Raw genomic sequence first — 21,186 nt, forward strand, 5'->3', positions numbered from 1 at the left:
TCCGGGCATGGCGCTGCTCCTGGTGGTCAACCGGTCGGCCGGCACGGCGGACGACGAGGCGCTGGACTCCGCGCTCGCCGTCCTCCGGGGGAGCACGGACGTCGAGGTGGCCGCCACCGCCGACGCCGGCGAGCTCGACCGGGTGCTGGCCGGTCTCGACGGCCGCGGGCCGGTGGTGGCCGGCGGCGACGGGTCGGTGCACGCCGCGGTGGCCGCCCTCGACCGCGCCGGGGCGCTCGACCGGCCCCTCGGGGTGTTGCCGCTGGGGACCGGCAACGACCTCGCCCGGGCGCTCGGGCTGCCGCTGGACCCGGCGGCGGCCGCCCGGGTGGTCCTCGACGGGGTGCCGCGGGCGCTGGACCTGCTGCGCGACGACGCGGGCGGCGTCGTCGTCAACGCCGTCCACGCCGGCGTGGGCGCCGAGGCCGGAGCGCGGGCCGCCCGCCTCAAGGACCGGCTCGGCGCGCTGGCCTACCCCGTGGGCGCCGCCGTCGCGGGCACCACCACCGCCGGCTGGCGGCTCCGGGTCACCGTCGACGGCGCGGTGGTGACCGACGGGGACACCCCGGTGCTGGTGGCCGGCGTGTGCAACGGCCCGACGATCGGCGGGGGCACCGCGCTGGCCCCGGTGCCGACCCCGGCGACGGGCTGGCCGACGTCGTGGTCAGCACCGCGACCGGGCCGGCGGCGCGGGCGGCGTTCGCCGCGGCCCTGCTCACCGGGCGCCACCCCGCCCGCGACGACGTCGTCGTCGTCCGCGGGCGGGAGGTGACGGTGGAGGGCGAGCCGGTCGAGCTCGACGCCGACGGCGAGCTGCAGCCCGCGGTGGACGCGCGCACGTGGCGGGTGGCGCCCGCAGCGTGGTCGGTGCCCGTGCCCGCGTGAGCCGCCCTCAGCCGCGGGGCGACCAGCCCAGCAGCGGGCCGAGGCGCTCGGCCGTGTCGGTGAGGATCTGCTCGTAGTCCTCCTCGGCGAAGCTGAAGGGCAGCGCGAACACCACCTCGGTGACCTCCCGGAAGCCGGCGTGGGCGTACAGCGCCTCGGCGACCTGCTCGGAGCTGCCGACGAGGTCCGGGGCGAACAGCATCCGGCCCGGCCCCTGCGGCACGCCGACCCGCGGGGCCCGCGCGGCGGCGTAGGCGGCGTAGCGCTCCCGCTGCGCGGGCGTCGCGGTGTCGGTGGGCACGACCACCAGGCCCTGCGACACCCGCCCGGTGCCGCCGGCCTCCCGGTAGGCGTGGATCTGGCCGGCCTGGATCTGCGCGAAGTCGGTCGACCCGTGCTCGGCGCGCACCACGCTGCTGGTCAGCAGGTTCATGCCGGCCTGCCCGGCCCACTGCGCCGAGCGGGTGCTGCCGCCGCCGTACCACAGGCGCGAGCGCAGGCCCGGGGAGTGCGGCTGCACCCGGTCGGAGAACTCCTCGACGACGCCCTCGCGCCCGGCGAAGGTGCTGGCGCGCTCGCCGGCGACCAGGCGCAGCAGCCGCTCGATCCGGCCGTAGGAGAAGTCCTCCACCTCGGCGGTGTCGGGGTAGAGGGCCTCCTTCACGTCGTCCCAGTGCATCGGCGGGCCGACGCTCACACCGGGCTGCAGCCGGCCCCCGGACAGCACGTCGACGGTGGCGAGGTCCTCGGCCAGCCGCAGCGGGTTCTCCCAGCCCAGCGGGGTCACCGCGGTGCCCAGCGCGATCCGCGAGGTCCGCTGGGTGAGGGCGGCGAGGACGGCGACCGGCGAGGAGATGCCGTACTGCAGGTGCCGGTGCCGCAGCCAGGCGCTGTCGAACCCGAGCCGCTCACCGAGCTCCACCATCCGCAGCGTGGTCTCGTGGCCGGCGGCGGGGTCGGCCGGGTCGAACGTGCCGATGGTCAGGAAGCCGAGCTGCTCGAGCGGCGTACCGGGGGCGGGCATGGGTGCGATCCTGCCCGCAACGGCCGGCGGGGGCGCGCCGGGCGAAGCGGGCTGCTGGCGGCTCAGCGGCCGGGCGTCACCCGGAGGGCCAGCAGCGCGACGTCGTCGTCGGTGGACCCGCGCACGCCGGCGAGCAGCCGGTCGAGCAGGTCGTCCAGCGACCCCCGGTCGTCCCCGGCCAGCGCCCCCGCGAGCTGGGCGATGCCGCTGTCGAGGTCGGTGCGGCGGCGCTCGACCAGCCCGTCGGTGTAGAGCAGCAGGGTGCTGCCCGGCGGCAGCGGCGTCCGCCAGGTGGAGCGCGGGCGGGCGGGGTCCAGGCCGACGAGCAGGTCGGGGGGAGAGGCGAGCACCTCGACGGTGCCGTCGGGGGAGCGCAGCAGCGGCGGCGGGTGGCCGGCGTTGCTCCACGACAGCACCCGGCCGCCGTCGTCCCCGGGGTCGACGTGGGCCACCACGGCGGTGGCCAGCGCGCCGACCCGCAGCCCGGCCACGGCGGCGTCGAGGCGGCCGAGCGCGTGGGCGGGCGGCTCGCCGGCCTCGAAGGCGAAGCCGCGCAGCATCGCGCGCAGCTGGCCCATGGTCGCCGCGGCGCGCACGTCGTGGCCGGTGACGTCGCCGATGACCAGCACCGGGGCGCCGTCGGAGTCCTCGAAGGCGTCCCACCAGTCGCCGCCCACCTGCGCCCCGGCGCTGCTGGGCAGGTAGCGGGCGGCCAGCTCCAGCCCGGCCGGGGCGGGCAGCTCGCCGAGCAGGGCCCGCTGCAGCGTGGTGGCGACCGACTCCTGCTCGGCCAGCAGCACGGCGCGCGCGACGGCCTGCGCCGTGTACCGGGCGAGGGCCAGGACGAGGCCCTCCTCGGCGGGGGTGGGAGTGCGGGGCCGGTCCCAGACCAGGCTGAGCGTGCCGGGTGCGTCGCCGGCCACCCTCAGCGGCAGGTGCGCCGACGCCTCGACGTGCACCGGCCCCTCGGTCACCGACCAGGTGGCGGGGAACCGCGCGAGCGTCGTGCCGGCGTCGGGCAGGAACACCGGGCGGCCCGTCGCCAGGGCCGCCGTCGGCGGGTGGTCGGTCCCGAGCGGCAGCGACAGCCACTCCTCGTCCCCGTCGCGGTCCCCGTCGCCCGGGCGCCCGGCGACGGGGACCAGCCGCAGCCGCCGGGTGCGCGGGTCGACCAGCCCGACGTAGCTCCACGCGGTGCCGAGGACCTCCGTGGCGGCCGACGTGACGGCGGCGGCGACGTCGGGGAGGGTGACCGCGTCGGCCAGGGCCTCGGCGAAGCGCAGCAGGAGGCGGTTCTGCTCGCCGGCCTGCTCGGCGGTCCGGCGCGCCGCCTCGGCGTCCCGGGTGGCGGCGCGCAGCCGCAGCTCCGAGGCGGCCAGGCCGGCGACCTGGGTGAGCAGGGCGACGTCGGTCTCGGTCCAGGCGCGCGGCCGGCCGTCGATGGCGCAGACCGCGCCGACGACCTCGCCGTCCGGGCCGAGCAGCGGCACGCCGCAGTAGGCGACCACGCCGAGGTCGGCGACGGCGCCGTTGTCCGCCAGCACCTCCACCCGCCGGGCGTCGCCGACCACCAGCGGCTGCGCGCTCTGCCGCACGAACTGGCAGAACGAGTGCGACAGCGGGGTGCGGCGGCGGGCCTGCCACGGCGGCGGGAGGCCGACCGCGCCGGGGAAGACCTGCTCGTCGGGGCCGACCAGCGTCACCAGCGCGGTGGGCACGTCGAGCAGCGTGCGGACCAGCGCGACCAACCCGTCGAAGTCCGCGTCGGCGATCGCCGGGTCGTCGGCGGCGCCGTCCGTGCTGCTCACGCGCCAACGGTAGTCCGGGGAGGGGACGGGACCGCTCAGCGCGGCAGGCGGCCCAGCAGGTGGAACTCCGGGTTGGGCGGGATCGCCGCGAAGTGCGCCAGCCGGTTGGACAGCGCGAAGAACGCGGTGATCGCGCCGACGTCCCACACGTCGTCCTCGGTCAGGCCGTGCGCCCGCAGCCGGTCGAGGTCGGCGGGCGTCACCGCGGCGGGGTCGGTGGACAGCCGGACGGCGACGTCGAGGATCGCGTGCTGCCGGTCGTCGAGCGGGGCCTTGCGCCAGTCGACGGCGACCAGGTCGGCCAGGAGTGGGTCGCGCATCCGGATGCGGGCGATGGCGCCGTGCGCGACGACGCAGTAGGCGCAGCTGTTGGCCGCGCTGGTGGCCACGACGATGAGCTCGCGCTCGCCGGTGGACAGCCCGGGGGTGTCCTTGTCCATCAGCGCGTCGTGCATGGTGAAGAAGGCGCGCGCCTCCGCGGGCCGCCAGGCCAGCGCGCCGAAGACGTTGGGCAGGAAGCCCGAGCGCTCCTGCACGTCGGCGTAGCGCTCGGCGAGGTCGCCGGGCAGGTCGGCGGGGTCGGCGACGGGGAAGCGGCTGATCGGCTGCGAGGTGTCGGTCACCGGCCCAGCGTGCCGTGTGACGACTCCCCGCGTCCCGGCGTGGCGACGCGCGGGCGCGGGGGACGACGGCCCGGAACGCGGGCGACGGCGCGGATCCCGCGTGCGTACGGTGCCGGGCACATCGCCGTCGGTAGGCGACGGGGGGAGCTCGCCGTGACCGTTGCCGTGACCACCGCTGCCGACGCCGGCCCGCCGGCCCACGCACCGGACGCGCAGCGGACCGCCGCGGCCGCCGCGGAGTTCCAGCGGCTGCCGGAGGTGCGCGCGCTCGACCCCGGTGGCCGGCGGCTCGACGCGGTGCTCGACGAGATCGCCCGCACGGGCACCTATGCGCAGACGGCGGCCGAGCTGCTCGTCGGGGCGCAGCTGGCCTGGCGCAACCACGTGCGGTGCGTGGGACGGCGGCACTGGCGGGCGCTGACGCTGATCGACGCCCGGGACGCGAGGACGGGTCCCGAGGTCGCCGCGGCGTGCTGGCGGCACCTGCGCGAGTCGACGAACGGCGGTGCCATCCGGACGGTGCTGACCGCGTTCGCCCCGGAGGCGCCCGACGGCCGGTGCCTGTCCATCCGCAACCCGCAGCTGGTGCGGTACGCCGGCCACCGCGCCGGCGCCCGTGTCGTCGGGGACCCGGCGCACGTGGGGCTGACCGAGCAGGCGCAGGCACTGGGGTGGCGCGGAGCGGGGACGCCGTTCGACGTCCTGCCGCTGGTCGTCGACCTGCCCGACGGGTCGGTGCACCTCGAGGAGGTGCCGGCCGACTGCGTGCTGGAGGTCGCCATCGAGCACCCGGAGGTGCCGGGCATCGCCGACCTCGGGCTGCGGTGGCACGCGACGCCGGCGGTGTCGTCGGCGGTGCTGGAGGTCGGCGGGCTGCGGTACACGGCCGCGCCGTTCTCCGGGTGGTACGTCAACACCGAGGTCGCGGCGCGCGACCTGGCCGACCGGGACCGCTACGACGTGCTCCCCGCCGTCGCGCGGGTGCTCGGCCTGGACACCTCCGGCAACCGGACGCTGTGGCGCGACCGCGCGCTCGTCGAGCTCAACCGGGCGGTGCTGCACAGCTACCAGCAGGCCGGCGTGCGGATGGTCGACCACCACACCGTGGCCGCGCAGTTCGTACGGCACGTCGAGTGCGAGAACCGGGCCGGCCGCGACGTCCCCACCGAGTGGTCGTGGGTGAACCCGCCGATGTCGGCCAGCACGACGCCCACCTTCCACCGGCTGTTCGACCCGCCCGACTACGAGCGGCGGCCCAACTTCGTGCAGCGCGGTGCCGACTACTGCCCGGTTCCGCACCGAGAGCCGCCGGACTGACCCGGCCGATCACGGAGCCGGCGCGGCGACACGCCGGTGGACGACGACGCGTCGCCACCGCGACTCCGTGGTCGCCGGCCCGTGCCGCACCGCCGTCGTCCCCTCGGCCACGGTATTGCCATGGGTCACCCAGCGGGTACCCAGAGTCAGCAGCGAGGATGGAGACCCGCACGCACCGACCCCGGGGGAGCCGCATGACGACCGAGCAGCACGCCACGTACGAGGGGCGGCCCCTGCCGCGGCCGGCGGACGAGGTCGTCGACCAGGGCCTGGCCTTCGACCTCGGCACCGTGGTCGACCGCCGCCAGGTGCTGCGCTGGCTCGGCCTGGGCGCCGCCGCCGTCGGGCTGGCCGCCTGCGGCGCCGACAGCGGCACCAGCAGCGGCGCGAGCAGCACGGCCGGCACGAGCAGCGGCTCCGGCGCCGGGGCGACGGCGGCGGGCAGCGAGATCCCCGACGAGACGGCCGGCCCCTACCCCGGCGACGGCTCCAACGGCCCCGACGTCCTCGAGCAGAGCGGCATCGTCCGCAGCGACATCCGCTCCAGCTTCGGCAGCGCCAGCGGCACGGCCGAGGGCGTCCCGATGACCCTCGAGCTCACGATCAGCGACCTGGCGAACGGTGGCGCGCCGTTCGAGGGCGTGGCGGTCTACGTGTGGCACTGCAACCGGAAGGGCGGCTACTCGCTGTACTCCGAGGGCATCACCGACCAGAACTACCTGCGCGGCGTCCAGGTGGCCGACGCCGACGGGAAGGTCCGCTTCACCAGCGTCTTCCCGGCCTGCTACACCGGGCGCTGGCCGCACGTCCACTTCGAGGTCTACCCCGACCAGGCGTCGATCACCGACTCGACCAGCGCCCTCGCCACCTCGCAGGTCGCGCTGCCGCAGGACGCCTGCGACGCCGTCTACGCCACCACCGGCTACGAGGCCTCGGGGGGCAACCTCGCCGCCGTCAGCCTCGACGGCGACAACGTCTTCGGCGACGACGGCGGGGCGAGCCAGCTGGCCACCGTGACCGGCGACGTCCGCGGCGGCTACGCGGTGTCCCTCGCCGTCGCCGTGGACGCGACGACGACGCCGACCGGCGGGCAGCTCTCCGGCGACGGCGCCCCGTCCGGCGCGCCGCCGGGCGGTGGCCCCGGCGGACCGCCGCCGTCCGGGGGGACGCCGCCGGCCGGGGGGACGCCGCCGGCCGGGGGGACGCCGCCGGCCGGGGGGACGCCGCCCGCGCCGCCGAGCTGACCTCCGGGACGGAGCCGCGCGGGACCCCGCCCCGCGCGGCTCAGCCGGGGCGCGCCACCGTGAGGGTCACCCCGTCGGCCAGCCGGTAGGGCGCGGTCCCGACCAGGTCGCCGACCACCCGGCGCAGCCGCGACACCTCCGCGCGGGCGGAGACGACGTGCTGGTCGTCGCCGAACAGGCCCCGGCTCAGCGCGCCGGCCGACAACCCGGCCCGGCCGGCGTCGGCGACGAGGACGAGCACCTGCGCCTGCCGTCGGGTCAGCGCCGCCGTCCAGGGCGCTCCGCCGGCGCGCACCCGCAGCACGGGGGAGCCGGTGAGGTCGAGCTCGGCGGCCACCGGCTCGCGCGCGCCGCGCGGCCGCACCAGCCAGCCCTCGGCGAGCCGCTCGGGCGTGCACAGTCCCAGTCCGGCGACGGCCATCACCCGGTCGGCGCGCGGGGCGGCCACCCGCGGCCGGACGGCGACGCCGGAGGCGTGGGCCACCCAGCCGTCGTCGTCGACCAGCAGTAGCGGCCCGCGGACGCCGGTCAGCACCGGGTCGGCGCTGCGCCGCAGCCGTTCCAGCCGCTGCTCGTGCCGCCGCGCCAGCCGCGACTCGGCCAGCCGCACCGACGTCTCGACCAGCGCGCCGATGGCCGGGTGCAGCGTGAGCGCCGGGCCGCTGACGTCGACGACGCCGAGCAGCTCCCCGGTGACCGGCGAGTGGATCGGCGCGGCGCTGCAGTACCACGGGTGCTGCGCCTGCTCGAAGTGCTCGGCGGAGAACAGCTGCACCGGCGCGGCCTCGGCCAGGGCCGTGCCGATGGCGTTGGTGCCCACGGCCGCCTCGGTCCAGGTGGCGCCCTCGGCGAAGCCCAGCCGGTCGGCGCGCAGCCGGGTGGCGGCCGCGCCCTCCCGCCAGAGGACGACGCCGTCGGCGTCGGTGACCACGACGAGGAAGTGCGAGGCGTCGGCGACGCTGACCAGCACCTGCCGCAGCTCGTCGACCACGAGCGACAGCGCCGACCGGCGCCGCCGGGCCTCGACCGCGTCCGCCGACAGCGGGTCGCGGGCGTTCGGCCGGCCCGGGTCCAGGCCCATGCCGAGCACCCGGGACCAGGAGCGCTGCACCACCCGGCGCGGGGCGACCGGGGGCCGGCCGCCGCCGATGACCGCGTCGTGCACGCGGGTGAGGACCCGGGCGTGCCGGGAGAGGTCCGTCCCGGGTGAGACCGCCGACCAGCCGGTCACCAGCACCTCCGTGCAATCCGCTGCAACGCTCCCGCCTGCAGCGGTGGTGCGCTGTGCTCCCCATCACACCACGTGCGCGAGTGCCGTGCGCACGACCGCAGGTCAGGACGACGGCGAGGAGGCCACCTCCATGACGCAGACGCTCGACGCGCCGCCCACCGGCGCCGCCCAGCGGGCACGGGACTGGTTCACCGGCTTCGAGGACGCGCTGCGCGCCCGCGACGTCGCCCGCGCCGCGGGGATGTTCGCGCGCACCAGCTTCTGGCGCGACCTGGTGGCGTTCACCTGGAACATCACCACGGTCGAGGACCCCGCCGGCGTGACCGACCTGCTCACCGCCACCCTCGACCGCACCGACCCGTCGGGCTTCGCGGTCAGCGAGGAGCCCGAGGAGGCCGACGGCGTCACCACCGCCTGGTTCACCTTCGAGACGGCGGTCGGCCGCGGCCGGGGCCTGGCGCGGCTGGTCGAGGAGGACGGCCGGCTCCGGGCCTGGACGTTCCTCACCACGCTGTACGAGCTCAAGGGCCACGAGGAACCCCGCGGGCCGGGCCGGCCCAAGGGCGCCGAGCACGGCGTCAACCGCGAGCGGCAGACCTGGGCCGAGCGCCGGGCCCGCGAGGCGGCCGAGCTCGGCGTCACCACCCAGCCCTTCGTGCTCGTCGTCGGCGGCGGGCAGGGCGGCATCGCCCTGGGCTCGCGGCTGCGGCAGCTCGACGTCCCCGCGCTCGTCGTCGACAAGCGGGCCCGCCCCGGCGACCAGTGGCGCAGCCGCTACAAGTCGCTGTGCCTGCACGACCCGGTCTGGTACGACCACCTGCCCTACCTGCCCTTCCCCGACAACTGGCCGGTGTTCGCCCCCAAGGACAAGATCGGCGACTGGCTCGAGTCGTACGTGAAGGTCATGGAGGTGCCCTACTGGGGCAGCACCGAGGTGCGCAGCGCGCAGTACTCGCCGGAGGACGGCGAGTGGACCGTCGAGCTGGTGCGCGACGGGCAGCCGCTGACGCTGCGGCCGAAGCACCTGGTGCTGGCCACCGGGATGAGCGGCAAGCCCAACGTGCCGGTGATCCCCGGGCAGGACGTGTTCCGCGGCGAGCAGCACCACTCCTCGGCCCACCCGGGCCCCGACGAGTACGCCGGCAAGAAGGTCGTCGTCGTCGGGAGCAACAACTCCGCCTTCGACATCTGCGGCGCGCTGTGGGAGCACGGCGCCGACGTGACGATGGTGCAGCGCACCTCGACGCACATCGTCAAGAGCGACAGCCTCATGGACATCGGCCTCGGCGCGCTCTACAGCGAGGAGGCGGTGGCCAACGGCGTCACCACCGAGAAGGCCGACCTGGTCTTCGCCTCCATCCCGTACCGGGTCATGCACGAGTTCCAGATCCCGCTCTACGAGCAGATGAAGGAGCGCGACGCCGACTTCTACCGCCGCATGGAGGACGCCGGCTTCTGGCTCGACTGGGGCGACGACGGGTCGGGCCTGTTCATGAAGTACCTGCGCCGCGGCTCGGGCTACTACATCGACGTGGGTGCCGCCGACCTGGTGGCGAACGGCGAGGTGAAGCTGGCGCACGGGCAGGTCGACCACCTCACCGAGGACGCCGTCGTCCTCGAGGACGGCACCGAGCTGCCCGCCGACCTCGTCGTCTACGCCACCGGCTACGGGTCGATGAACGGCTGGGCGGCCGACCTGATCAGCCAGGAGGTCGCCGACCGGGTGGGCAAGGTGTGGGGCCTGGGGTCGGACACCACCAAGGACCCCGGCCCGTGGGAGGGCGAGCAGCGCAACATGTGGAAGCCCACCCAGCAGGAGGCGCTGTGGTTCCACGGCGGCAACCTGCACCAGTCGCGGCACTACTCGCTCTACCTGGCGCTGCAGCTCAAGGCCCGGCACGCCGGCATCCCGACGCCGGTGCACGGCCTGCAGGAGGTGCACCACACCCGGTGAGCCGCCCGGTGCCGGGGGGACGTCGCGCCCCCCGGCGCCGGTGCTCGCCGCACCGACGGCGCCGAGTCCTGCGCGGCGATACTGTCGGCCGGTCGCCAGCCAGCCGCGGGAGTCGCATGAACCTCGAGAAGGTGGTCTTCGGGTTCTTCGTGGTGCTCGCCGCCACGCTGAACTTCGGCTTCTTCATCGGTGACATCTCCGACCCCGAGCTGCACAACGTCTACGAGCTGTTCGCCGCGGTGGTGGTCAACCTGATCGCCACGGTGCTCAAGTTCGGCGACCGGACGCAGATCGGCGCCGTCCACCTGGCCACCAGCCTGGTGGCCGACCTGCAGCTGATCGCGGCCTCGCTCACCTGGGCCTGGGCGCAGTACATCTCGAGCGAGGGGCTGACCGCCGGGGCGACGGCCAGCATGGTCTCGCTCTCGGGCGGTGCGCTGCTGGCCAACGTCGTCTCCATCGTCCTGCTGGTCGTGGAGACCGTCTCCTTCCAGCGGCACTGACCGGTGGCCAGCGCAGCGCGGGCCGGCCGGCGCGGACGACGGCGGATGCCGGTCGTGCCGCGGGCCGAGGGGTCGGCCACGGTGTTCGTGGTCCTGCGGCGCATGCGCGCCCCGCTCATCACGCTCATCGTCATCTTCGCCGTCAGCGTGCTGGGCCTGTCGCTGATCCCGGGGGTGGACGCCGAGGGGCAGCCGGCGCGGATGAGCGTGTTCGACGCCTTCTACGTCATGAGCTACACGGCCACGACGATCGGCTTCGGCGAGATCCCCAACGCGTTCTCCTACGCGCAGCGGATGTGGGTGACCGTCACCATCTACCTGAGCGTCATCGGCTGGGCCTACGCGATCGGCGCCCTGCTGGCGCTGCTGCAGGACCGGGCGTTCCGGCACGCGCTGGCGCTGCGGCACGTCTCGCGCAAGGTGACGGCGCTGCGGGAGCCGTTCCTGCTCATCGCCGGCTACGGGGAGACCGGGGAGACCCTCGGGCGCTCCTTCGACACGCTGGGCCGACGGTTCACCGTCGTCGACATCGCCGACGCCCGCATCGACGCCCTCGAGCTCAACACCTCCCACGCCGACGTCCCGGGCCTAGTCGGCGACGCGCGCGACGCGCACGTGCTCGGCGTCGCCGGCCTCGGGCACCCGTACTGCGAGGGCGTGCTGGCCCTCACCAACGACGACGAGGCGAACCTGGCGGTCACGATGGCGGCGGCCCTGCTGCGCCCCGACCTGACCGTGGTCACCCGCACGACCTCGTCGGTGGTGGCCGAGCGGATGCGCACCTTCGGCCGGCCGACGGTCATCAACCCCTTCGACCGGTTCGGTGACCACCTGCGACTGGCCCTGCGCGCCCCGGCGTCCTACCAGCTCACCACCTGGCTGGAGAGCGGTCCCGGCGCGGAGCTGCCGCCGCGTGCCGACGCCCCGGCCCCCGGCCGGTGGGTGGTGTGCGGCTACGGCCGGTTCGGCCGGCAGTTCGCCGCCGACCTGAGCGCCGAGGGCCTGGAGGTGACCACCGTCGACCCGCAGGACGACGAGGCCACGGTGGTCGGCGACGCGTCGGAGCCCGAGGTGATCCGGCGGGCCGACCTCGTGACCGCGGTCGGCCTGGTCGCCGGCACCGACAACGACACCACCAACCTCTCCCTGGTCGCCGAGGCGCGGCGCGCCAACCGGGAGCTGTTCATCGCCGCGCGGCAGAACCAGCCGACCAACGCGGCGCTGTTCGCGGCCATGGAGCCCGACGCGCTGCTCGTCCCCACCCAGGTGGTCGCCCACGACGCCTACGCCCGGCTGAGCACGCCGCTGCTGTGGCGCTTCCTGCGGGAGCTGCCGGGGCAGACCGACGAGTGGTCGGCCGGGGTCGTCGACCGGCTGGTCGACGCCTGCGGCACGCACCTCGAGCCGCTGTGGAAGGTGCGGCTCACCGCGACCGAGGCACCGGCGCTCTGGCCCTGGTTGACCGCGAGGCGGCTTCAGCTCGGCGACCTGCTGCGCAGCCCCGGGCAGCGGGACGAGCCCCTGGCGGTGGTGCCCCTGCTGGTGCTGCGCGACGACGAGACCCTGCTCGCCCCGGGCGGGGACCTCGTGCTCGCACCGGACGACCAGCTGCTGTGCGCCGGGCGGGCCTCGACGCGCCGGGCGCTGGAGACGACGTTCCTGGTCGACGGCGTCGTGGAGTACCTGGTCACCGGGCGCCAGGTGCCGACCAGCTGGATCTGGCGGCGGCTGTCCCGGTCGACGCCGATACCGGAGCCGACGCGCGTCCCCTGAACCGGGCCGCTCCGCGTGGACCGCACCGGCCGGGGTAAGGACCACCCGGCACGGGGGAGCGGCACCTGGGGGACGCGTGGCAGACCGAGGGCTCGCCCGGCGGCTCGCCGACGTCCTCCCCGGGCGGGGCGACGCGGTCCGGGCGCCGGAGCTGCGCACCGACGAGGGCCGCTCGGCCTCCCGCCTGGAGCTGTTCTTCGACCTGGCCTTCGTCCTGGTCGTGGCGGAGCTGGCCATCGCGCTGCGCGAGGACGTGACCTGGCACGGCTTCGCCGTCTTCGCGGGGCTGTTCGCCACGGTCTGGTGGTCGTGGGTGAGCTCGACGCTGTACGCCAACCGGTTCGACCACGACGACGTCGTCTACCGGCTGTACAAGCTCGGCAGCATGGCCGCCGTCGTGGGGCTGGCGGCCTCGGCGTCGGAGGCGACCGGAAAGCGGTTCGCCGCCTTCGCCGTCTGCCACGTGCTGCTGCGGCTGATGCTGCTCCTGCAGTACCACCGGGCGCACCGGCACGTGCCCCACGCGCGGCCCCTCACCCGGCTCTACCTGGCCGGCGCGGCGGCGGGGGCGGTGCTCTGGGCGGTGTCGTTGGTCGTGCCCCGGCCGGCCGCGTTCGCCCTGTGGGCCGCCGCGGTCCTGGTCGAGGCGCTCGTCCCGCTGCTGGCCACGCGGTCCTCGGCCGACGTCCCGCTGCACGTCGAGCACCTGCCCGAGCGGTTCGCGCTGTTCGTCATCCTCGTGCTGGGCGAGCCGGTGGCCGGGGTGGCGCACGGGCTCTACGACGCCGACTGGTCGGGCTCGGCGCTGCCGGTGGCGGTGCTGGCCTTCGTCCTCGCCGCGGCGCTGTGGTGGAGCTACTTCGACCTGGCCGGGGCACGCGCCAAGCGGCTGCTCGGCGAGGCCGGGGAGTCCAACAGCGCGTACTCCCACGACGTCTACGTCTTCGGGCACCTCCCGCTGACCCTCGCGCTGGCCTCCGTCGGTGCGGGGGTCGAGCTCGCGGTCGTGGAGGCCGCGGCCGGCGAGGTGCCGGCGGGGACCCGGCTGCTCGTGGCCGGCGGGGTGGCGGCCTATCTGGTCTCGGCGAGCCTCACGGCGTCGGCCATGACGGGCGACGCGCGCCGCGGCTGGTACTGGCCGGTGGCCGCCGCGGCGATCGCCCTGCTCGACGTGCTCCTCGAACTGCCGGCCGTCGTCGTGGTCGGTGCGCTGGCCGCGCTGGCCGTCGCGGTCGTGGTTGCGGGCTCGCTGCAGCGGTCGGTGGGCGGGCTGGCGACCGAGGAGGTCTGAGCCCGGGCGTGCGGGGTCAGACGCCGGTGGCGCCGTCGATCCGCTCGCGCAGGAGGTCGGCGTGCCCGCAGCGCCGGGCGTGCTCGGCGGCCGTGTGGGAGTGGATCCAGCGGAGGGTGACCTCGGCGCCGGCGAGGGGGCTGCGGGAGCCGAGATCCCGGCCGGCCACCGCGCTGCGCGCGGCGTCGACCTCGCGCTGCCACACGGCGGTGGCCTCGGCGGAGGAGACGTCGTCGGAGAGGTCGAAGCCGCCGTCGGGGCCGTCGGGGTCGCCCGCTCGTCGGCGGCCAGCGGGGGCATCCCTCGCTCGGGGACGGTCACGGGGCACGATGCTGCCAGCGGCCCGGGACGGTCAGGCGGGACGGTGCGTCCGGCGTCCGCGGGACCCGCGGCCCCGGGGCGGCTCCGCTCACGCGGACGGGGCCGACCCGACCGAGGACAGGAGGGACCGGCATGGACCAGCAGGAGTGGACCCGGGTCGTGGAGGCCGCGACGCGGGCGCCGTCGATCCACAACACCCAGCCGTGGCTGTTCCGCGTGGACGGCGACCGGCTGGAGGTGTGGACCGATCCCGCGCGGGCGCTGCCGACCCTCGACCCGAGCGGCCGCCAGCGGGTCCTCAGCTGCGGCGTCGCCGTGGAGTTCGCCGTCGTCGCCCTGACCGCGGCCGGGTACGCCACGGAGGTCGACGTGCTGCCCGACGCCGCCGACCCCGACCTGCTGGCCACCGTGGCCGTCCCGGGCCGGCACGAGCCGGACGAGGAGGACCGGGTGCTCGGGCAGGCGATCGCCGCCCGGCACACCGAGCGGGCGCCGTTCCTGCCCCGGGCCGTGCCCGACGAGCTCCTCGACCGGCTGCAGGCGACGGCCGGGGCCTTCCGCGTGTGGCTGCGGCCGGTCAGCGGGTCCGAGGAGGAGGTGGCCACGGTGTTCCTCATCTCCCGCGCGGAGGAGATCGAGCGGGGCGAGCCGGAGTACCTCGCCGAGCTGGAGCGGTGGATGCGCACCGACCCCGCGGCCGTCGACGGGATCCCGGTCGAGGCGGTCCCGGGCGAGGACCCGGCGACCCGGCCGTCGAACTGGCTGGTGCGGGACTTCGTCGTCGGGTCGCGGCCGGCCGACCGGCCGCACGGGCACGACCCGGACCCGGACGCCCCGCCTCCGGTGGTGGAGCGCCCGGCCGTCGTGCTGCTGGGCACGGACGCCGACGACCGGTCGGCTTGGCTGACCGCGGGCCGGGCGCTGGGCCGGGTGCTGCTGGAGGCCACGGCGGCCGGGCTGGCGGCCTCCCCGCTCACCCAGGCGCTGGACTGGCCGGCCACGCGGGCGCAGCTGCGCTCCCGGCTGTCGCTCGCCGGGCACCCGCAGATGCTGCTGCGGCTGGGGTACCCCGTCGGCGACCGGACCCCGTCCACCAACCGCCGTCCGGTGGGCGACGTGCTCGGCTTCGCCCACTGACGGCGCGCTCGGGACCGGGGACCTCGGACCCTTCCCGCCGGCCGGTCCTGCTGCCTGGATGGGGGCGAGCCGGCCGTCCGGACCGGTGACGGAGGAGGTCGCGCCGTGGAGCCCACTCCAGGGGCGCAGCGCGACGGCGGGGTCGTCGTCGGGGTGGACGGCTCGGCCTGCGCGCGGGCGGCGCTGGCCTGGGCCGGGGTCCTGGCCGGGCGCGCCGGCCTCCCGCTGACCGTGGTGCGGGCGTGGAGCATCCCGACGGCGCCGCGGCCGGACTGCTGGGAGCCGGGCTACGTGCCGCCGGTCGGTGAGTACGAGCGGGCGGTGCGGGAGGCGCTGGCCGAGGACGTCGCCGCGGCGGCGCTGCCGGAGGGCCTGGCCGTGGACTGCCGCGCGGAGCACCGCGCCCCGGTCGACGCGCTCGTCGCCGCCTCCTCCGGTGCCGACCTGCTGGTCGTGGGCGCACGAGGGCGGGGCAGTGCGCACGGGCGGCCGCTGGGCTCGGTGGCCTCCTCGGTGCTGCGGGTGGCGCACTGCCCGGTGACCGTCGTGCGGTCGGGCGCCGCGCCGCGCCGCGACCCGGCCGGCCGGGAGGGGTGCGCGCCTGAGCCGGCGCCGGCGCACAGCCTGCACCGAGGACGCCCGGGCCGGCCCCGGGCCGGTCGAGGGGAGAGGGACGTGGACCCGTCGGAGCCCCGCGCGTCGCGGGAGTGGCCGGGGGAGGTGTCGCCGGGCGAGCGGACCCGCCCCGCGGAGGACACACCGGCCGACGGCCCGCCCGCCGACGCCACCCCCGCGCACGAGGCGCCGACCGAGCGGCGGCACCCGTGGCTGCACCGGCTGGCCCGCCACAGTGGGCGCCCCTGACCCGGCTCCCCGCACGTCCTGCCGAGGACGGGGTCAGCGCACGGCGGGCGGGCGGCGGGACAGCCGCGCCGCGGTCCCGCGCGCGCCGAGCCGGGCGACGGTGCGCAGCAGGTGGGCGCGCTGCCCCGGCGGGAGGGCGCCGAACGTGCGGCCCATCGCCGCGGCCACCGCGGCGGGGGAGGAGCCGACGTCGAGGTAGGCCGCCCACGTCCGCTCGGGCAGGGTGAAGAAGGCGGCGAAGAACGCGTCGGTGGCCGCGGTGTCCAGCGGCAGCAGCACCTCCAGACCCAGCCCGAGCAGCGCCGCCGTCGTCCGGGGGCGGGCCGCGCGCAGCACCGGCCGGGGGTCCTTCCCCGCCGCCAGGGTCGCGGCCACGCGCGGGCCCAGCCGCAGCGAGGCGGCCACGCTGTAGCCGGTGGCCGGGTGCACGAGGCCGCCCCCCGCGCCCAGCGGCGTGCCGGGACCGGCGGCGCGCGGCGGGGCGTCGAGCGGGATGGCCACGCGCTCGGACTCGCCGGCGGGCCGCAGGCCGTGCGCCTCGAGGAGGGCGGCCAGCCGGGCGCGCAGGTCGGCCGGCGGCACCGGCGGGCGGGCGGCCAGCGACGTCGCCTCGAGCAGCACCGTGCCGTCGTCGAGCGGCAGACCGTAGAGGAAGGCCGGGGGCAGCGCGGGGTCGGCCAGCGCCGCCCAGTCCATGAGCAGCGCCCCGCCGGCCGGGACGACGTCCTCCACCGGGCCGGCCACCACCTCGCCCCAGGCCCGCTGCTGCGCGGTGCCGGGGCCGCCGCCGCGGGCGTCGAGCACCCGCTCTGCGGCCAGCTCGCGCCCGTCGGCCAGGACGGCGACCTCGCGCCCACCCTCGGCGCGCAACGCCGTCACCCGGCCGGGCACGACCTCCCCGCCGGCGGAGCGCAGCCGGTCGAGCAGGGCGGCGTGGGCGACGTCGTTGCGCAGCCGCGCGTACCGCCGGGTCAGCCGCCGCTCGCCGCCGGCGGCGGTGCGGACGACGGTGGGCGCGTACGTCGCGGCCACCGCGGCCGGATCGAGGCCCAGCGCCGGAGCCGCCCGCTCCAGCTCGTCGGCCCACAGGCAATAGGTGGCCGGCCAGACCTGCACCGACGGCGCGACGAGCGTGGTGCGCAGCCCCGCGGCGGCGCAGGCGGCCGCCGCCGACAGCCCCGCCGGTCCGGCCCCCGCGACGACGACGTCGGCTGCGGCGGGCACCGCCGCAGCCGACCACACCCGCCGCGGCCGCGCACTCCCGGCCCCGGACGCGACGGTGCCCGCCGCCCCGAGGGGGACGACGGGCACCGGAGGGGTGTGCGTCAGCGGGGAGAGCCCGCCGCCGCCTTGCTCAGCGCGTCGCCGGCATCGCGCTGACCGGGGCCGGCGTTGGTCGCGTCGGCTGGCAGCTCGGCCTCGGACGGGCCGCCGTGGTCGTCGATCATCCTCGCCTCGTCGAACGGGGACTCGCCGGACAGCGCGCTCGAGAGCTGCTCGCGGTCGAGCTCCTTGGTCCAGTTGGCGATCAGGACGGTGGCGACGGCGTTGCCGGCGAAGTTGGTCACCGCGCGGGCCTCGGACATGAACCGGTCGATGCCGACGATCAGCCCGACGCCGTCCAGCAGGTCCGGGCGGTGGGCCGAGAGGCCGCCGGCGAGGGTGGCCAGGCCGGCCCCGGTGACGCCCGCGGCACCCTTGGAAGCGACGATCATGAAGACCAGGAGGCCGATCTGCTCGCCGATCGACAGCGGGTCGCCGAGGGCTTCAGCGATGAACAGCGAGGCCATCGTCAGGTAGATGGCGGTGCCGTCGAGGTTGAACGAGTACCCCGTCGGCACGACGATGCCCGCGACCGGCGCGCTGACACCGGCGTGCTCCATCTTGGCGATCAGCCGCGGCAGTGCCGTCTCCGAGGACGAGGTGGAGACGATCAGCAGGAACTCGCGGGCCAGGTACTTCAGCAGCGAGAAGATGTTGACCTTGGCGAAGAACCGCAGGATCAGGCCGAGGACGACGAACACGAAGATGGCGCAGGTGGCGTAGAAGCCCAGCATGATGATCGCGAGGCTCTTGAGCGCGTCGAGGCCGGTCTCGCCCACGACGGCGGCGATGGCGCCGAAGGCACCGATCGGGGCCACCCACATGATCATGGCGAGGATGCGGAAGACCAGCTTCTGGAAGTGGCCGACGCCCCGCAGGACCGGCTCGCCGGCCCTGCCCATGGCCTGGATCGCGAAGCCCACGAGCAGGGCCACGAACAGCGCCTGCAGCACCGAGCCGTCGGTCAGCGCGGAGACCAGGGTCGTCGGGATGATCCCGACGATGAACTCGGTCGTCCCGCCGCTCTCGTGGGCGGTGTCGGCCAGGTCGGCGCCGGCGCCGCGCAGTTCGTCGGACAGCTGCAGGCCGCCACCGGGATGCAGGATGTTGCCGACGACCAGGCCGATGGCCAGGGCGACGGTGGACATCAGCAGGAAGTAGCCCAGGGCCAGGCCGCCGATCCGGCCGACCTTGGCCGCCTGCCGGATGGCGCCGATGCCCAGCACGATCGTGCAGAAGATGACCGGTGCGATGAGCATGCGGATCAGCGCGACGAAGGCGTCCCCCAGCCACTTGAGGCCGGTGGCGAACTCGGGGAAGGCGAAGCCGACGGCGATGCCGAGGGCCACCGCGGCGATGACGGCGAGGTAGAGCCAGTGCGTGCGGTCACGCTTGCCGGCCGCAGTGCCAGCTGCCATGGGTGCTCCTGGTGGGTGGGGACGGCGCCCGGAGGGCGGGCGGTGGTCGCTCCCAGTGGGCCGGACGCCGTGACGGGGGTCACGCATGCGTTCATTGCGTTCACGGGGATGGAGAGGGGTCGGTGCCGGGCCGCCGGGCGGGGACACTGCGGAGCGTGCCGATCCTCCTCCGACGGGCGCGGGCCCGCACGAGGACGAGCCTGGCCCGCCAGCTGATGTGGCTGCAGGCGCTCGTCCTGCTCACCGTGGTGGCCACGGCGACGGTGGTCGCCTACCTGGACGCCCGCGAGGGTGTCCAGCGGGCCGCCGGGCAGCGCACGACCGCCGTGGTCGAGAGCCTGGCCGACTCGCCGCTGGTGGTGGACGCCGTGACGGGGCCCGACCCGACCGCGGTCCTGCAGCCCTTCGCCGAGCAGGTGCGGGCCGACACCGGGCTGTCGTTCATCACCGTCATGGCGCCCGACCGCACCCGGTTCACCCACCCCGACCCGGCGCAGATCGGCCGGCCCTTCGTCGGCACGATCGCGCCCGCGCTGGCCGGGGAGACCTTCACCGAGACCTACACCGGGACGCTCGGCCCCTCGGTGCGCACCACCGGCCCGGTGCTGGACGCCGGCGGCGCCGTGGTGGCGGTGGTGTCGGCCGGCCTCACCGTCGACGTCGTCGGTGCCGACCTCGCCACGGCGGTGCCGGGGATCCTCGGCACGGCGGCGGTCACGCTGGCCGTCGGCACGCTGGGCAGCTGGGCGGTCAGCCGCCGGCTGCGGCGGCAGACCGGCGGCCTGGACGCGACGACGATGGCCGCGATGCTCGAGCACCACGAGGCGGTGCTGCACGCCGTCCGGGAGGGGCTGCTGCTGCTCGACCGGGAGCAGCGGGTGCGGCTGGCCAACGACGAGGCGCGGCGGCTGCTCGGCTTGGACGGTGACCCCGCCGGCCGTCGTCTCGACGAGCTGGGCCTGCCTCCCGAGCTGGCCGCGGCGCTGGCCGGCCCGGAGCGCGGCGTGGACGAGGTGCACCTGACCGACACCCGCGTGCTGCTGGTCAACCGCTCGCCCACGCGTGCCTCGGGGCGGGCGGCCGGCTCGGTGGTCACCCTGCGCGACCACACCGAGCTGCAGGCGCTCACCGGCGAGCGCGACAGCGTGCGGGCCTTCGCCGAGTCGCTGCGCGCCCAGGCGCACGAGGCGGCCAACCGGCTGCACGCCACCGTCTCGCTCGTGGAGCTGGGCCGCAGCCGGGAGGCCGTCGAGTTCGCCACGGCGCAGCTGGCCTCGGCGCAGCAGCTCACCGACCGGGTCGTGGGCGCGGTCGAGGAGCCGGTGCTCGCCGCGCTGCTGCTCGGCAAGGCCGCCACGGCCGCCGAGCGCGGGGTGCACCTCGACGTCGACCCCGGCACGTCGGTGGGCGTCACCGGCCTGCCGGGCGGCGACCTGGTGACGATCGTGGGCAACCTCCTCGACAACGCCATCGACGCCGCCCTGGCCGGTGAGCCGCCGCGCGAGGTGCAGGTGGGCGTCTGGGCCGACGGCGACCGGCTGGAGATCCGCGTGGAGGACAGCGGCCCCGGGCTGACCGAGGAGGAGGCGCGGCACGCCTTCCGGCGCGGCTGGTCGACCAAGACCGACCCCGACGGCGCCCCGGCGGGGCTGGGCCGCGGGCTGGGGCTGGCGCTGGTGGAGCAGGCGGTCCGGCGGCACGGCGGCACGGTGACGGTGCGGCCCGGGCCGGGCGCGGAGTTCCGCGTGTCCCTGCCGCTCGCGGTGCCCGCCGCGATCCCGGCGCAGGAGGGGGCGCGGTGATCCGCGTGCTCGTGGTGGAGGACGAGCCGGTGGCGGCCGAGGCGCACCGCGCCTACGTCGACCGCACCGACGGGTTCGTCACCGTCGGCGTCGCCGGCACGGGCGCGGCGGCGCTGGACGCCCTCCGGCGCACGGCGGTCGACCTCGTCCTGCTCGACCTGCACCTGCCCGACGCCTCGGGCCTGGACCTCTGCCGGCGGATCCGGGCGGCGGGCGCCGACGTCGACGTCCTCGCCGTCACCTCCGCGCGGGAGCTCGCCACCGTGCGTGCCGCGGCGGTGCACGGCGTCGTCGGCTACCTGCTCAAGCCGTTCACCTACCCGGGGCTGCGCGACCGGCTGGTGGCCTACGCCGAGTACCGGGCGCGGCTGACCGGTGGCGGCGAGGCGGCCGGGCAGGCCGAGATCGACCGCGTGCTGGGCACCGTCCGCCCGCCCCGCTCGGCGGCGCTGCCCAAGGGCATGGGCCGCGAGACGCTGGACGCCGTCGTCGCCGCCGTCCGCGGCGGGTCCGGCGTGTCGGCCGCGGAGGCCGCGGAGCTGATCGGCGCCTCGCGGATCACCGCGCGCCGCTACCTGGAGTACCTCGCCGAGACGGGGCTGGTCGACCGGGTGCCGCGCTACGGCGGCGCGGGCCGCCCGGAGCTGGAGTACCGCTGGCGGTAGGAC

17 protein-coding genes and 1 pseudogene are annotated in these 21,186 nt (G+C 76.6%); 11 read left to right on the forward strand and 7 right to left on the reverse strand.

Annotated features, from left to right (window positions below):
* The first annotated feature begins 7 nt into the window (after positions 1-7).
* Positions 8-885: pseudogene (locus ACU616_RS20510) on the forward strand (diacylglycerol/lipid kinase family protein).
* Between the two features lie 7 nt (positions 886-892).
* On the opposite strand, the gene ACU616_RS20515 reads toward ACU616_RS20510, so the two are convergent.
* The 3 genes from ACU616_RS20515 to ACU616_RS20525 form a co-directional block, all read right to left on the reverse strand.
* On the reverse strand, positions 893-1,909 hold the full coding sequence (locus ACU616_RS20515; protein ID WP_446760263.1) for an LLM class flavin-dependent oxidoreductase: 1,017 nt from the start codon (positions 1,907-1,909) through the stop codon (positions 893-895).
* Positions 1,910-1,971: 62 nt separating this feature from the next.
* The gene (locus tag ACU616_RS20520) at positions 1,972-3,717 is read right to left on the reverse strand and encodes a GAF domain-containing SpoIIE family protein phosphatase (RefSeq protein ID WP_446760264.1); all 1,746 of its coding nucleotides are present in this window, start codon (positions 3,715-3,717) and stop codon (positions 1,972-1,974) included.
* 35 nt (positions 3,718-3,752) lie between these two features.
* A complete protein-coding gene (locus ACU616_RS20525; protein WP_446760265.1) occupies positions 3,753-4,340 on the reverse strand; it encodes a peroxidase-related enzyme in 588 nt (195 codons plus the stop codon).
* Positions 4,341-4,493: 153 nt separating this feature from the next.
* On the opposite strand from ACU616_RS20525, the gene ACU616_RS20530 reads away from it, so the two are divergent.
* Together ACU616_RS20530 and ACU616_RS20535 are read left to right on the forward strand one after the other, a co-directional pair.
* A complete protein-coding gene (locus ACU616_RS20530) occupies positions 4,494-5,657 on the forward strand; it encodes a nitric oxide synthase oxygenase (RefSeq protein ID WP_446760266.1) in 1,164 nt (387 codons plus the stop codon).
* Positions 5,658-5,851: 194 nt separating this feature from the next.
* Entirely contained in the window at positions 5,852-6,901 is a 1,050-nt protein-coding gene (locus ACU616_RS20535) for an intradiol ring-cleavage dioxygenase (RefSeq protein WP_446760267.1), read from the forward strand.
* A 40-nt stretch (positions 6,902-6,941) separates the two neighbouring features.
* Here the strand turns inward: ACU616_RS20535 and ACU616_RS20540 are convergent, their stop codons facing one another.
* Positions 6,942-8,132 (reverse strand): GAF domain-containing protein, encoded by a 1,191-nt coding sequence (locus ACU616_RS20540; protein WP_446760268.1) that lies wholly within the window; start codon positions 8,130-8,132, stop codon positions 6,942-6,944.
* 130 nt (positions 8,133-8,262) lie between these two features.
* Between ACU616_RS20540 and ACU616_RS20545 the strand changes: the two genes are divergently transcribed.
* The 4 genes from ACU616_RS20545 to ACU616_RS20560 all read left to right on the forward strand — a co-directional run bounded on the left by ACU616_RS20545 (position 8,263) and on the right by ACU616_RS20560 (position 13,653).
* A complete protein-coding gene (locus ACU616_RS20545) occupies positions 8,263-10,086 on the forward strand; it encodes a flavin-containing monooxygenase (RefSeq protein WP_446760269.1) in 1,824 nt (607 codons plus the stop codon).
* Positions 10,087-10,202: 116 nt separating this feature from the next.
* A complete protein-coding gene (locus ACU616_RS20550; RefSeq protein WP_446760270.1) occupies positions 10,203-10,589 on the forward strand; it encodes a DUF6394 family protein in 387 nt (128 codons plus the stop codon).
* A gap of 45 nt (positions 10,590-10,634) precedes the next feature.
* Positions 10,635-12,362 (forward strand): potassium channel family protein, encoded by a 1,728-nt coding sequence (locus ACU616_RS20555; RefSeq protein WP_446760271.1) that lies wholly within the window; start codon positions 10,635-10,637, stop codon positions 12,360-12,362.
* 76 nt (positions 12,363-12,438) lie between these two features.
* Positions 12,439-13,653: a low temperature requirement protein A gene (locus ACU616_RS20560; protein ID WP_446760272.1), complete on the forward strand. Its 1,215-nt coding sequence runs from the start codon at positions 12,439-12,441 to the stop codon at positions 13,651-13,653.
* A gap of 16 nt (positions 13,654-13,669) precedes the next feature.
* On the opposite strand, the gene ACU616_RS20565 is transcribed toward ACU616_RS20560, so the two are convergent.
* Positions 13,670-13,981 carry a mycothiol transferase gene (locus tag ACU616_RS20565; RefSeq protein WP_446760273.1) on the reverse strand — a complete coding sequence of 104 codons (312 nt, stop codon included), beginning with the start codon at positions 13,979-13,981 and terminating at the stop codon, positions 13,670-13,672.
* A 125-nt stretch (positions 13,982-14,106) separates the two neighbouring features.
* Here ACU616_RS20565 and ACU616_RS20570 point away from each other — a divergent pair, with 125 nt between their 5' ends.
* Together ACU616_RS20570 and ACU616_RS20575 are read left to right on the forward strand one after the other, a co-directional pair.
* On the forward strand, positions 14,107-15,111 hold the full coding sequence (locus ACU616_RS20570; protein WP_446760274.1) for an Acg family FMN-binding oxidoreductase: 1,005 nt from the start codon (positions 14,107-14,109) through the stop codon (positions 15,109-15,111).
* Between the two features lie 105 nt (positions 15,112-15,216).
* Positions 15,217-15,975: a universal stress protein gene (locus tag ACU616_RS20575; protein WP_446760275.1), complete on the forward strand. Its 759-nt coding sequence runs from the start codon at positions 15,217-15,219 to the stop codon at positions 15,973-15,975.
* 33 nt (positions 15,976-16,008) lie between these two features.
* Here the strand turns inward: ACU616_RS20575 and ACU616_RS20580 are convergent, their stop codons facing one another.
* Together ACU616_RS20580 and ACU616_RS20585 are read right to left on the reverse strand one after the other, a co-directional pair.
* The gene (locus tag ACU616_RS20580; RefSeq protein ID WP_446760276.1) at positions 16,009-17,199 is read right to left on the reverse strand and encodes a lycopene cyclase family protein; all 1,191 of its coding nucleotides are present in this window, start codon (positions 17,197-17,199) and stop codon (positions 16,009-16,011) included.
* 101 nt (positions 17,200-17,300) lie between these two features.
* Positions 17,301-18,716, reverse strand: coding sequence for a cation:dicarboxylate symporter family transporter (locus ACU616_RS20585; protein ID WP_446760277.1), 1,416 nt, complete (start codon positions 18,714-18,716; stop codon positions 17,301-17,303).
* A gap of 155 nt (positions 18,717-18,871) precedes the next feature.
* Between ACU616_RS20585 and ACU616_RS20590 the strand changes: the two genes are divergently transcribed.
* The gene (locus tag ACU616_RS20590) at positions 18,872-20,518 is read left to right on the forward strand and encodes a sensor histidine kinase (protein ID WP_446760278.1); all 1,647 of its coding nucleotides are present in this window, start codon (positions 18,872-18,874) and stop codon (positions 20,516-20,518) included.
* Positions 20,515-21,183, forward strand: a complete 669-nt coding sequence (locus ACU616_RS20595; RefSeq protein WP_446760279.1) for a response regulator — start codon at positions 20,515-20,517, stop codon at positions 21,181-21,183. The genes ACU616_RS20590 and ACU616_RS20595 overlap by 4 nt, the downstream gene beginning before the upstream one ends.
* Positions 21,184-21,186: the final 3 nt, after the last annotated feature.

It is taken from the genome of Geodermatophilus sp. URMC 62, from assembly GCF_052931475.1.